Raw genomic sequence first — 13,101 nt, forward strand, 5'->3', positions numbered from 1 at the left:
TATAACACTTTTTCATTCTTAAGTGCAATCGCACTTTTTAAGAATTTTAAAAATAGTTTGACATCAATGCGATAAGATAATATAATTCATTTAAAGGTAGCAATGCACATTATTTATTTTAAGTGCATTACGACCTCTTTAAAAATCGAAAGGAGGTGAAATCCATGACCAAACCCAAATCCACATCTGACCGCCTCGCCAAAGTCGATCAAACCATCGAACGCAATAAAGAGGAACGGAAGCGCTTACTTCAAAAACTGAAGGAAGAAGAAAGCAAAGCCCGGACCCACCGGCTCATCGAATATGGGGCCATTGTCCAGAGCTGCTTTGGCTGGCAGGACCTTGCACTTGATCCGGTTGACTTTCAGTCGGCCATTCAGTCTGTCAAAAATTTTCTGGATGTGACCGGCACAGCTTATGACGTGGAAGCCGGGCAGCTTTCTTATTCGAAAGACTTGCTCTCCCAGTTTGCTGCGTCACTGCCAGATACCAACGCTGTCTGGTAGGGTGTCATTTTTTCTTTTGTACCCACAAACGACGCGCGCGACTTCCTTATAATAAGGCACTACTCCCCGTGCCTTATTCCCGAAGGGCGCACTTACGCGCCACCTGCGGTGTCGCTCCGTGCGCTCTGCGAGGCTTGAATATGAAAAATCACGTTGTGATTTTTCTTTATGGCAGTTACCGCTTTTATGGTTACAAAGAAAAAAGAAAGGAGGTCTGCTTTTGGCAATCTACCATCTCAGTTGTTCGATTGTCCAGAGTTCCAAGGGACAATCGGCAGTTCAGAAGGCTGCTTACTGTTCGGGTGAGCGGCTACAGGCTGTTAAAACTGGACGGTCTTATGATTATTCTAAAAGAAAGGATGTGGTTTTTTCGGAGATCTTACTCTGCAAAAATGCCCCGGGCTTTTTTGCAGACCGCACAACACTTTGGAACAGCGTGGAACTTTTTGAACAGTCTCTGCCTTCCAGAGAAAATGCTCGGCTGGCCCGGCATTTTGATATTGCTTTACCCAAAGAATTGAACCGATCCGCTCAAATTTTTCTGTCGCGTAAATACCTCCAGGAAAATTTTATATCCAAAGGGATGATTGTTGACTGGTCTCTCCACGACAAAGGTGACGGCAACCCGCATCTTCATTGTATGGTGACATTACGGGAGCTGACGCCGTCCGGCGAGTGGAAACGTCACAAAAGCCGCAGTCAATATCTTTGCCGCAATCCGGTTACCGGTGATGAACTCTACCTTTTTCCGGATATTTTAAAGGACTATCCAGCCTATGAGAAGGTCTACCGATTTAAGAATTCATTGGATGAAAAAATAAAAATGACAAAAACGGAGGCCTCGGCTTATCCGGATTTGATTTTATGCAGTAAGACAGCCGTTAAAAACAAGGTTCCAATCAATGACTGGGACGATGTTGAAACATTAAAGGCCTGGCGTAAAGCCTGGGCCAATCTTGCAAACCAGGTATTGATCGAAAATGGATTTTTGGCTGCGGCGACTTTGGATGAACGCACCCTCGAAGCCCAGTCCATCATCCGCATTCCCCAGATTCACGTCGGGGTTTCAGGACAGGACATGACCAATAAGGGACTTTATTCGGAACGCTTTATTCAAAATGAAGGCATTAAGACGGATAATGTCCGGCTCAAAGCGCTCGATCAAACACTTGCCTTGCTGGAACTTGAAAAGAAAAAACTTTTGGATACGGCTATTTTAACACCAATATCCCCCAATACAAATAGAAATGAGGAAAACAATGAACCCAAATTTACCGATTCAAGAACTCAGACAGCGCTGTCAGATGCTGATGGATTTGAATACCTTCTTAGAGAACGACAACGCCGAGCTGACGGACGAAAGAGCGATTTTAATGCACTCACTCAGCGATTCGCTGGAACTGCTCGCGAAATTGAAAGAACACTTAAAAAAAACCGCGAGCGGTAAGCCGGAGATGGAGCGCCTGATCGAACAGACTGGTAACCATCTGGCAAAAACAGCCAAAATGCTTAAGGATTTTAAAATTTCTCAGGAAAAGCGTGACGCAAGGCCGCATTCTATGGAAGCACCGCCCAGCCAGCCGTCTAAAAAGAAAAGGAGCCGTGGTATGGAACGATGAGGTATGCAGAAGAAAAACAAGAAAAAAGAAGCGGCAGCTGCTGATCCACAAACTGCCACTTCCCATAACAACAACACCATTATAAAGGATAGCCCTCCAAAAATCAAGGAGTGGCGGTCCGATACGCTGGACGCCTCCAATTTTGAGCGTCCCGCCTATCTCATTGATCATCTGCTCTTTGACGGCGTCACACTTTTAGTCGGCGGCCCAAAGGTAGGTAAAAGTATTCTGGTGGAACAGATGGCCCACGCCATCGCCACCGGAACCCCTTTGTGGGGCAATTCCGTAAAAACAGGCACTGTACTTTATCTGAACATGGAATCCGACCCTTCAAACGCCAAAAATCGCCGCAGTGCCATGGGACTGGACGCCACAGAAAAACTCTATTATGTCTTTGAAAAAGCCTTGAATTTGACCAATCTGGATGCTTATTTAGGACAGTTCAAAGAGAAGCATCCTGATCTGATACTTGTCATCATTGACACCCTTCACCGCATCCGCGGCATCCACAGCACGACACAGGAATATTCCTATGCTCAGGCTGTCAGCGACATTGATGTACTTCAGAACATCGCCTTAAAACAGGACTTATCCTTTATCGCAGTCCACCATCCCGCTAAAAATTCCAATGATCCTCTGGGTTCTCAGGGAATTTTCGGAACAGTCAGCAGTAAATTGACGCTGACACGCCCGGAAGAATCGGCTTTTGGGCAGCTGACAGTTATCCCACGGTTTCACCCGGAGTGGACCTTACCGCTTAAATTTGTCCAAAATCCTTTAATGTGGGTTATAGATAAAGAAAACGGCGGTAATGAAAACCTGCCTGTCTTTGTGAGCTATATCTTAAAATTTCTGGCAGAATGTGAAGCCCACCAATTTGAAGGCACCTGCAATGCCCTTTGGCTCAAGGCCAATCTGGCAAATCTTTGTAAGAATCCTCAGACCCTCAGCCGTTCCCTCAATGATTATATGGCTGTCTTCCAGGAGAACAATGTGACCATTAAAAAGGGCCGCAGCAATGGCCGCCGGATCATCTGCCTGAAATGGCATGATTTTTAATTCCTTTGTAACCCTAAAAAACTGTTCCTTGCGACCCTGATTCCCTTCTAACCATGATAAACAGGCAATTTTGGCAGAGTCGAATACAGGGTCGCAACAGGGTCACAAAACTAAAATTTAACCAAACATTTAAGAAAGGATTTAATACTATGAAAGAAAAGTCCCCCTCTGTATGGGACATCATTACCCCAATGGAAGCCGCCGAGCTGCTGCATATGAGCCGGAATTCCATCTATAAACTTATTCACTCGGACAATACTTTTCCTGCTGTTCAGGCGGGAAATAAGTGGCTGATCTACAAAGCCAAGATTCCCGATTGGTTTGAACAGAAAATGGCTTGCAAACAGCGGCATGTATAACCTATAATGAATTTATCAATAAGGCATGGTTGGAAAGGTTAAAAACAAACCATGAAAGCACAATATCCCTATCGTACCAAGAATGGAAAAAAGTATTATTACTGGACCTACAAAGATGTTTTTGACAAAACACGCGAAGAAAGCAGCCCTACCGTTTCCGGTCTGGAAGAAAAAATTAAAAAGCGCCAGCAGCTGCTGGCATTGGGCGTCAACAGTCCAGATTCAACCTTTGAAGATTATTTGTATCAATTCTTGACCACCGTCCATTTTCTGAAATTAAAGCCCCGCTCCAAAGAGCGCTACCTCTGCACCTTTAATAAAAAGCTTAAGGGAACGCCTCTGGGGCAGATGAAAATGAAACAGCTCACCGTCGATGCGATTCAAACCTTTTATAATCAGCTGTTTGACGTCAAACAATCTTCGAGCCAAGTCAAGGACATCCATAAAATCATCAGTCCGTGTCTGCGTTACGCCTATAAAAAAGGCGATCTTCTCAGAGATTTTCAGGGAATGCTGGTCATTCCTCTAGATTCCCCTGAAAAACGTCAGGCACAGATCGCCAAGAATTCAGTAAAGCCTTTAACCCGCGAAGAACATATTCGTTTTGTGAACGGCATTCGCGGCCACGAATATGAGGCATTATTCCGAACTGCCATTGATACCGGCGCGCGGCAAGGCGAGCTTTTTGCCCTGACCTGGAACGATATTAATTTCGACACCCAGACCATCATGATCAACAAAAGCTACAGCTACACTAAGGGCGACACCGATACCTACACGGCTCAGACAGGTCCTACCAAATGCAATGAAATCCGGCGCAATAAACTGCCGGTGGTTCTGGTCAATATTCTAAAAGAACACAAAATCAAGCAAAAGCGTGAATTGACGGAATATGGTGTGATTCAAACCGACGAAACCCTTGTCTTTTCTACCTGTATCGGGACACACCTGGATGCTTCCAACGTCTATAAAAAGCTGAAACAGGTCTACCTCGACCTTGGAATCAATGAAGAAGGCAGCGCATATAATAAAAATTTTCATGATCTGCGGCATACTTATGCGACACGAAATTTTGAGGAAGGCGTTGAACCGCTGGTTATTTCAAAATTGCTGGGCCATGCAGATTTCAACACGACATTAAAAACCTACATCCATGTGCTCAACAGTCTTCGCGATGCCACCGCAGGCTTGACCGATTCTTTTTATGACGAAATGGATTTTTCTGAGAATACCACACCGGGTGGCAATATTATTCCGATCAACAAAAGCATCGGCTGAATATTGCTAAAGCTCATATGAACCAACGACCTTAAAAACGGCCTTTTCTCTAGCATTATAAGAAAGGGCCGTAAAGGTCTGAATCTGGCCAAATCCCCATTTTAAGCGAATCCGGGAAAGCCTCGGGAAAGAATTTTTTGCATAAAAAAACACAGGCCGCAGCCTGCGTAAATACTCATAAATGGTGATCCCGATTGGGCTTGAACCAACGACCTCTACCATGTCAAGGTAGCGCTCTTCCAGCTGAGCTACGGGATCACTTTTTGAATGCTTGTCTATTATAACGAATTCCCAGCGGTTTGTAAAGTCTTTTTTTACTCTGCCTCGGAATTTTCCTGCGGGGTTGGTATTTCCGGGGATTCGGGAGTGGGGTCGGCGGGCGTTTCCGGGGCAGGCGCCGGAGCTGGGGTGACGGTGGTTTCCTCGGGTTCGGGGGTATCGGCAGGTTCTGGAATGGCGGCGGGGGCGGGCGCTTCCGGGGCACTCGCGGCCTGGGGGGTGGCTGACGCGGCGGCGGGCTCTGCCGCTGGGGTTGGGGCGGGGTCGGTCGTCCAGACGCCGGTCTGGGCGGTGAAGGTGACTTCGGCGGTCAGGGTATCCCAGGCGCCGTAGGCAGGCTGAACCAGGCTGAAGAAAATCAGCCATGCGATCAAGCTGTTTATGATTTTCCATTTTCTGGTCATGTGAAGCACCACCCTTTTTCAAGTGGAAGGTTGAAGGTGGAAGGTGGAAAGTGATGGTGCAAACTGCGCTTCGCTGGTTTGCCCGATCCTGGCACCTCCTGTTTCAATCTCCAATTTAATCTTATGATAACATCTTTTCCCTTTTTCTGCCTGAATGTGTGTTTTAGCCCTTTATTTCGTCCATGGAGGGGCGTTTAAGCGGCGGGGCGGACGGTGGACGGTGTCTTGGGGTTTCTCCCCGCAGATAGCGTCCCTTCGGCGGTTTGACGTTCTTGGCCTTAACCCGCTGTTTAGGCTTCATGAGATCCTCCTCATCCTCGGGATATTTGTAGGACAGCCATTTTTTGACCATGTGCTCCATCATGAGGATAAAGCCCCAGAGCAAAAACATGGTGAGCGCCGCCGGGCTCTGGAGAAACATGGCCACCCGTCCAAGGTACGGGATATGAAAAGCATATGTACCGACAATGTCCTCCCGGTGGATTTCAAACTCGTCATACTGCCCTTCCTGATAGCCCTCCCCCTGGGTCATGTAGCGGACATAGCCGTCACTGGTATCAATGTAACGGAAATAGTGGGTGACAAAGACCTGCTGACCCTGAAGCTCAGCCTTGAAGGTGATGGGCGTGTTTTCCGGAATGGGGTCATCCTCGTCGATGGCATGGTCGATGACGAGCGAGCCGACGGGCAAGGTTGGGACCATGCTGTTAGTTAAGATGACGTAGGGTTTATAGCCAAAGAATTTTGGGGCATCGGTGGGGTTAAGTTTCATGAAAAACGTATAAAACAAGGTACAAATTAAAAACAGTATCAAAAAACTATTTTTTAAGATTTTACATATAATTTTTGTCTTTTTCATAATTAAATAGTTCTGCTAAAAACAAAGTGAGCGGTGAACTAAGTAGTACACCGCTATTTTAAATTCTTTTATGGATTCTGAGTTTTAGCAACTGCAGAACATTTAACTTCTAAATCAATATTTTTCCCAGCATATTTTGCCACTTTATCAGCATTCCAAGTACTTCCATCATCTGCAAATTTAACTTGGACATAATACGTATTATCTGTTCCACCTGTTAATATACCATTTGTTATCGGAGTAGTACAATTTTCATCTGTATAAATTCCAGATATAAATGTAGAATCTATTGCATCACCTGAAGACCCATTCACCTGAAGCTTAGTAACTTCACCCTTAAGATCATTGGCTGTTGCACCCGCAACTAGTTCTGCTTTGAAACTCCCCACTAAAGATGTTGCCTCTCCAGAAGCAGGGTCTATAGGAACCAACTTATCACTTGGTGTCTTAACCACACTAGTTTTTACCGCAACAGAGTCTCCAGCAGTTACAGAGAATGTTTCTGTACTATCTGTAATTTTCCAAGCCGCAAACGACCCAACAGCCGTAACCAATAATGCCACTGTGGTGATCCCACTAATCCATAACGAAGTCTTCTTTTTCATTTCTAAATTCCTCCTGTATAAATACATCTAAATTTTTAATCATTGCTGCCTCTTGACAATGACTTATTCTTAACGATGAGCCTATTATACAATTGGATACGCTACACTTCCGCTACTCCTTAAACAGGAGGAAGGTGGAAAGTTATTGTGCAAATTTTTCTTTGAAAAATTTGATTGAGGATTGCGGCCTTTGGCCGCAATACGAACTGCAATCATTTAAGAAAATAAAATTAAGGGACGAGCGGAGGGATGTTCTCGCACTTCGGCGCTGTATATGGCGCGGGATCAAATAACTGCCTGAGCTGTCCGAGGATTAAAGAACACCTGGGTCGAGATTAAAATGCACACCGCAGGTGTCGCATTTTACCGAGAGAAGGTGTTTTTAATCCGCGGACAGCGCCAATTCTCCTCCACCTCCCCCTCTAACCATAAGCAACCGCTAATCTTCCCCCCGCTGTTTCTCGACCAGCTCCTGGATTTCCCAGATTTCGGGCACGCGTTCTTCGGCCCAGGAATACTCAAACAGGTACTCGCCGGTGAAGGGGGATTTTGGCAGGATTTCGCCTTCTAACAGCTTGTAGTAGTCGCAGTAGACTTTATCCCGTTCGATATAGCACAGGCCGCGCCGGGTCTGGAAAATGCCCGGCGCGCCCGCCTCCTCAAAAGTGTGAGTGGCGATCATGACCGCTTTGCGGTAAAGCTTTTTGGTCTTTTCATCAAAGAGCCGGTCCTCCCACAGCTTGTCGATGGCCTCCTCCATGGTGACCACGCCGCCCCGGTGGTCCACACACAGGGCCACCAGCTCCTTGGCCTTCTGGCTTTTAAAGATGAGCAGCTCCCCCCTGACAAAAATATCAAACCGGCCAAAGGTGCGGATAACCACATCGTTTTCCGGCTTCCGGGACGCTCTTTTGCCCACCTTGTCGATGACCGCCTGAACCCGCTCGGCCGAGAAGGGCTTGAGAATATAGCCCACTGCCTCCACGTCAAAGGCCTGCTGGGCGTAATTGTTGTAGCCTGTCACAAAAACTGTCTGGATATCCGGTGCAGCCTCCTTCAGGTAACCGGCCAGCTCGATACCTGTAAAGCCTGGCATCTCAATGTCCAGAAAGGCCAGATCAACCTTGTGGTCCCTCACAAAATCCAGCGCCTCCGAGGCGTTCTGGAAGGTGCCTGCCACCTCCACGCCCGCCATGTCCTCCAGGACGTATTCTAAGGCTTCGATGGCAAAGCTCTCGTCGTCTACGATGATCACTTTCATGTCCGTCTCCTATTCTTTCTTGGGAATCTTTATGCGCTGCACCGTGCCCTTGCCGGGCGCGCTTTCAATGGTCAGCACCGCGTCCAGCATGTGCGTGAGCTGAAAGCGGGCGTTATAAATGCCGCCGTCTTTTTTCTCCAACAGCTTATCCGTCTCAAAGCCCACGCCATCATCAGTGATGACGACCTCGTAATAGCCGGGGTGCTCCCGGGTGGACAGCGTGACTGTTCCGCCCTCTGGCTTGCGGCAGACGCCATGTTTGACGGCGTTTTCGACCAAGGGCTGTATGCACAGGGGCGGCACGCTGAAATCAGTGGCCTCGATGTCATATACGGCGTCGAAACGATTTTTAAACCGGATTTTTTCAATGTCCACGTAGCACTGAACCGGCACCAGTGCTTTATCAAAGGGGACTGGCTGGTTAATCTTGACAAAGTCGAGGTTAGCGCGCAGGTAGTTGGAAAAGGTAAAGATCACCTTGTCGGCCAGCCTGGTATCCCGCCGGGCCAGCACCTGGATGGCCTGAAGGGTATTGAACATGAAATGGGGCTGGAGCTGGCTGACCATCATGTCAGCACTTTTCTGCTCGATCTCCTTGTACAGGTTTGCGATACGGATCGCCTCTGCCTGCCGGATCTCGATGACCCGCTGGTAATAGATGTAGATCATGCACATGAGCAGCAGGCACAGGGTGGCCGGATACAGCATATACATGTCGGACGTGGACCAGCCTGACAGGTACATGGTGTCTGCGAACAGGCCCACCGTAATGGACGCGTAGCCCACGAGGGCTGGCCGGATGTGCGGAATTTTCTCCTCCACCAGACGGTACAGCCGGGCGTACATGTAGAGCAGAGGGTAAAACAGCCCAAGGCGGATATGCTGCTCCAGAAACAACGTCCGATTACTCTGAGACACCACAGCGATGGCGAACAGCACAACGGCGTACCAGGCGGCCAGGACAAGCACAGGCCTCAGCCTGATCCTGCCCCTTGTCTGTTCCTCTACGGTAAGGCACAGCAGAATACAGGCGTTGAGGGTGGAACCATAAAAGATGGTGGCCAGAGTGATGTTAAAGGGTGTGTTGAACAACGCCTCGAGAGTGACAGCCATGTCCACGCTGAACATGCGCACGATCAGAAACACTACCGCCCCCAGTATGAGGTTTGAATAATTTTTGACCCGGCTGATCATAAGCACAAGCAGATAAACCAGGCAGAATACCAGCACAGCTGTGCTGAGAACAGAAATGGAAAAAATCTTTAAGGGCGAATAGCTGACGTCGTCCTTGAGATTGGTAAAAACAGAGGTGATATAAACCCCGGAGGGCAGGCTTTCCACACCCCCGTCCCCGATATTCATGGTGAGCTCGCTGTGGGTACGGGCGTTCTCGACCTGGCCGGTGAGCAGGCCGTGCAGGCCCATGCCCGCAATGAAGGCGAGCATGACAACCAGACAGATAAAATAGACGGTTTTTTCGGATGGTTTTGGAATGGGTTTCGCTGACATGTTACCTCCACGCCGTTTTTTTGACAAGGGCTGTGAATGCCGCCTCGGGCAGCGGCCTTGAAAAATAGTAGCCCTGGATATAGTCGCAGCCCAGCTCCCGCAGAATTTCGACCTCCTCGGCCACCTCCACGCCCTCGGCGATAACACGCATGCTCAGGCGGTGAATGAGGCTAATGATGGCCTCCACGGCTATTCTGGTTCTGGGTTCGCCGGTGAGGCGGTCCGTCAGGCTCTTATCCAGCTTGATGAGCTTAAAGGGCAGGTTGAGCATATTGGTGACGCCAGAGTAACCGATGCCGAAATCGTCCAGGGCAAAGGCGCAGCCATAATCGATGAGCCGTTCCATGGTGCTCCGGAGGGTGGACATGGAGGCAGCGGCCACGGTCTCGGTGATTTCGAATTTAAAGCGTCCGGGCGGCAGCTTGTAGTGCTCCATGACAGCGATGAGGTCATCGGCCAGGCTCTCCTGCATGCACTGCACCACAGAGAGGTTGACGCCAATGGTCTCAAAGCCTCCTTCGGTATAGGGATGGGCTGTCATAAACTGGCAGACCTTTTCAAACACAACGAGGCCGATGGAGACAATCATACCGTTTTCCTCGGCCATGGGGATAAACTCATCGGGCGGGATGAGGCCAAACTCAGGGTCGCGCATGCGCACCAGCGCCTCACAGGTGGCGAAGCGGCCCGTGGCAAGGCAGTAGATGGGCTGGTAATGCACCTCAAAGCCATCCTTTTCGAGAGCGTAGGCGAGCATGGCGCGGATATGGTTCTTACGCCTGAATTTCTCGTTGAAGATTTCGCCGCCGCGCACCACGCCATTTTCCCGGTGCTTGGACTCCTGGATGGCAAAGTCGATGGCAGACACGATCTCGTCCACGGTTTCGGTGCCGCCTTTGCCCATTGGCACCACTCCCAGACTGCAGTTCAGGCTGTAGTCGATGCCCTGGAAGTGCCAGGGCTTTTTAAACCGGTCCACGATGAGGTTCACAAGCCTGTCGGTGTTTTCTGCGCCGTTTGGCTCTGCGATGCAGAAAACATCGCCGTCAAAACGATAGACCCGGCCCGTAGGAGCCAGCCCCTTCAGGAATCCGGCGACCTCCTTGAGCAGGCGGTCACAGGTCTTGACACCGAAAACCTCGTTGGCGAACTTGAAATCCCGCAGGGCAAGGGCAATGATATCCCCCTTTTTCCCGTTCTTCAGGTGCATCTCGATCATCTGCAGAAAAACCTGCCGTTTAAAGGTTCCGGTAAGCTCGTCACTGACCATGCTGTTGCTCTGGGTGGAGAGGTGTACCAGCAGGATACAGCAGGTGCAGGCCACGCCGGTGAGGATATAGCCTGTAAACACAAACTGGAGCAGGATGGCCGCCAGCGACAGCACCATAAAGGCGCAGAGGGCAGCAAAGACAGACTTTGATATTTTCTTCCGGTTATAGATGGCGATGACCGCAGCGCACAGGATATAGGAAATGGAGCTCACATGGGTAAAGGGGTTGCCGATGCCCCGGGCATAGCCGTTTTCAAGATCCAGTGTGAAATAAAAATGCGTCAGCGGGTTGGACAGCGCCAGCACAAGGTAAATGAAATACATCGAAAAAGCCAGGATAACCAGGGCTCTCTTGTGCCAGAACTCCTGGTAAATGATGGAGATCACATAGAGCAGCACCATCATAGGCATACTGGGCAAAAAAATCAGGTACAGGTTGTTGAAGAAAACAGCCAGCCCGAAATTGGCGGGCGTCAGGTGCTCTAACAGCAGAGTAGCCACAATGTTCGTAAGAATAAAGGCCATTGAAATGACAAGGGTCGCGCCGTAAATACGGTTCTGCCAGGTGGGAACCCGTGGCCCTCTGAAATAGTAGACCATGATGATCCCGATGATTAACGCTGAATAGATTTCAAATTCCAAATGCCATGTCATTTCTTTTACCTCATAAATTTTCAGATTACCGTTTCAGCGTCGATTGAGAAATAGTCTTTTCGGATATAAAATTCATTGTAGCTGATGGGCATGCCGTCCTCCACGGACAGAATGCACTGGGAGATGAGGAATACGCTCTCCTCCCTCGGGATTTTGAGATACCCCCGCACCTCGTGGGAGGGCTGTACGATCTCGATGTGCAGCTTTTTCTTGAGCTGGAACTGGAGCTTGGACTTTTCCATGATGCCGTGGAAATTGGCAAAATTGATGACATCCTCCACGATGGGATTTCCTTTCTGGTATGGCAGGTAGATGTTACTGTACTGCACCACGTCCCTGCCCATGTAAAAGGCCTTCTGGACACGTATGACCTTGTCGAAGGACCCTACCTTGAGCTCGCGCATGAGCCGGCGCCCCGGCGACACAACGCCCACCTTGATGAGCTTGACCTCGTCGATCTGGCCCTTGAGGCTGTCCACCTCGTCGAAATAAAACTGGTAATGGTTGGAGGTGGGCTCACAGACAAAATTGCCCTTTCCCGGAATGGTGTAGATATAATTTTCATTGACGAGCAGCGCCAGGCTTTTGCGCAGGGTGGTGCGGCTGACGTCATAAAACTCTGACAGCTCATGCTCCGACGGCAGGATGTCTCCGGGCTTCATCTCGCCCTTTTCGATTTTTCCTTTTATGTCATTTACAATATCGAGATATAAAATTTTACGCATGGTTTCTTACTCCTGGGTAAGCCATTCTCTGCAGATGGAGACGCCCTCGATGGCATCGCTGGAAAAACCATCGGCGCCCACATATTTGGCGTATTCCTTGCCCGCGATGGCGCCGCCCAGAATGATTTTGATATGATCCCGGAGGCCGGCCGCTGTGATGGCGTCCACCACCACCCGGATATTTTCCACCACGGAGGTCAGAATCCCGCTGATGCCAAGTATCTGGGGCTTTTCTTTCCGGATGGCCTGGATAAATTCCTCTGTGGGGACATCAGTGCCCAGGTCGATGACCTCAAGCCCCTCGGAGTGCAGCATGCTGACAAAAATGTTTTTGCCCACATCGTGGATATCGTCAAACACAGTGCCCACCACGATCTTGCCCGCTGGGGCCTGCCGGCTTGAGCGCTCCGACTCCATGCCGGATATTTTGAGCAGGCTGGACACCAGCTCGCCGGCCATGATGAGGTCCGCGATGTAATATTCGCCCTTTTCGTAGCGGTTGGCCACGCGCTGAAGGGCAAAGTTGAGGTCGTTGGATATTTCCTTCGGGTTTCTCCCTGATGCGAGCAGGGATTTCACCTGGCGGATGGCCAGGGGCTCGTCGATATTTTCTACCGCTTCGATTAATTTTTTCTCCATGATAACTCCGTCCACAATCAATCTATTTTAGTAAAAATCATACCACAAAAACCAGTCTGTGACAATCGTTTAACC

General features: G+C 49.2%; 14 protein-coding genes and 1 tRNA gene. 6 read left to right on the top strand and 9 right to left on the bottom strand.

The window, feature by feature from the left end:
• Nucleotides 1-164: 164 nt before the first annotated feature.
• The 6 genes from BUC22_RS17775 to BUC22_RS17800 all read left to right on the top strand — a co-directional run bounded on the left by BUC22_RS17775 (nucleotide 165) and on the right by BUC22_RS17800 (nucleotide 4,821).
• Complete coding sequence (locus tag BUC22_RS17775; protein WP_073383312.1) at nucleotides 165-506, top strand: hypothetical protein; 342 nt, start codon at nucleotides 165-167, stop codon at nucleotides 504-506.
• Nucleotides 507-624: 118 nt separating this feature from the next.
• On the top strand, nucleotides 625-1,953 hold the full coding sequence (locus BUC22_RS17780) for a MobA/MobL family protein (RefSeq protein WP_242946571.1): 1,329 nt from the start codon (nucleotides 625-627) through the stop codon (nucleotides 1,951-1,953).
• A complete protein-coding gene (locus BUC22_RS17785; protein ID WP_073383319.1) occupies nucleotides 1,919-2,125 on the top strand; it encodes a hypothetical protein in 207 nt (68 codons plus the stop codon). The genes BUC22_RS17780 and BUC22_RS17785 overlap by 35 nt, the downstream gene beginning before the upstream one ends.
• Nucleotides 2,126-2,128: 3 nt before the next feature.
• Nucleotides 2,129-3,184, top strand: coding sequence for an AAA family ATPase (locus BUC22_RS17790; RefSeq protein WP_073383324.1), 1,056 nt, complete (start codon nucleotides 2,129-2,131; stop codon nucleotides 3,182-3,184).
• A gap of 149 nt (nucleotides 3,185-3,333) precedes the next feature.
• Entirely contained in the window at nucleotides 3,334-3,543 is a 210-nt protein-coding gene (locus tag BUC22_RS17795; protein ID WP_073383326.1) for a helix-turn-helix domain-containing protein, read from the top strand.
• A 51-nt stretch (nucleotides 3,544-3,594) separates the two neighbouring features.
• Complete coding sequence (locus BUC22_RS17800) at nucleotides 3,595-4,821, top strand: tyrosine-type recombinase/integrase (protein ID WP_073383327.1); 1,227 nt, start codon at nucleotides 3,595-3,597, stop codon at nucleotides 4,819-4,821.
• Nucleotides 4,822-5,003: 182 nt separating this feature from the next.
• Here BUC22_RS17800 and BUC22_RS17805 read toward each other — a convergent pair.
• The 9 genes from BUC22_RS17805 to BUC22_RS17845 form a co-directional block, all read right to left on the bottom strand.
• Nucleotides 5,004-5,079: transfer RNA gene (locus tag BUC22_RS17805), tRNA-Val, on the bottom strand.
• Nucleotides 5,080-5,135: 56 nt separating this feature from the next.
• Nucleotides 5,136-5,504: a hypothetical protein gene (locus BUC22_RS17810; protein ID WP_013382581.1), complete on the bottom strand. Its 369-nt coding sequence runs from the start codon at nucleotides 5,502-5,504 to the stop codon at nucleotides 5,136-5,138.
• A 163-nt stretch (nucleotides 5,505-5,667) separates the two neighbouring features.
• Nucleotides 5,668-6,276, bottom strand: coding sequence for a S24/S26 family peptidase (locus BUC22_RS17815; protein WP_123876101.1), 609 nt, complete (start codon nucleotides 6,274-6,276; stop codon nucleotides 5,668-5,670).
• 155 nt (nucleotides 6,277-6,431) lie between these two features.
• Entirely contained in the window at nucleotides 6,432-6,968 is a 537-nt protein-coding gene (locus BUC22_RS17820) for a hypothetical protein (protein ID WP_013382583.1), read from the bottom strand.
• A 439-nt stretch (nucleotides 6,969-7,407) separates the two neighbouring features.
• A complete protein-coding gene (locus tag BUC22_RS17825; protein ID WP_070081207.1) occupies nucleotides 7,408-8,229 on the bottom strand; it encodes a response regulator in 822 nt (273 codons plus the stop codon).
• 9 nt (nucleotides 8,230-8,238) lie between these two features.
• A complete protein-coding gene (locus tag BUC22_RS17830) occupies nucleotides 8,239-9,738 on the bottom strand; it encodes a sensor histidine kinase (RefSeq protein WP_013382586.1) in 1,500 nt (499 codons plus the stop codon).
• Between the two features lies 1 nt (nucleotide 9,739).
• The gene (locus tag BUC22_RS17835) at nucleotides 9,740-11,662 is read right to left on the bottom strand and encodes an EAL domain-containing protein (RefSeq protein ID WP_013382587.1); all 1,923 of its coding nucleotides are present in this window, start codon (nucleotides 11,660-11,662) and stop codon (nucleotides 9,740-9,742) included.
• A gap of 20 nt (nucleotides 11,663-11,682) precedes the next feature.
• Nucleotides 11,683-12,387, bottom strand: a complete 705-nt coding sequence (locus BUC22_RS17840) for a GntR family transcriptional regulator (protein ID WP_013382588.1) — start codon at nucleotides 12,385-12,387, stop codon at nucleotides 11,683-11,685.
• Nucleotides 12,388-12,393: 6 nt separating this feature from the next.
• A complete protein-coding gene (locus BUC22_RS17845) occupies nucleotides 12,394-13,026 on the bottom strand; it encodes a cobalamin B12-binding domain-containing protein (RefSeq protein WP_013382589.1) in 633 nt (210 codons plus the stop codon).
• Nucleotides 13,027-13,101 lie beyond the last annotated feature (75 nt).

The organism is Eubacterium callanderi (assembly GCF_900142645.1).
In the GTDB taxonomy this organism is placed as follows: Bacteria; Bacillota; Clostridia; order Eubacteriales; family Eubacteriaceae; genus Eubacterium; species Eubacterium callanderi.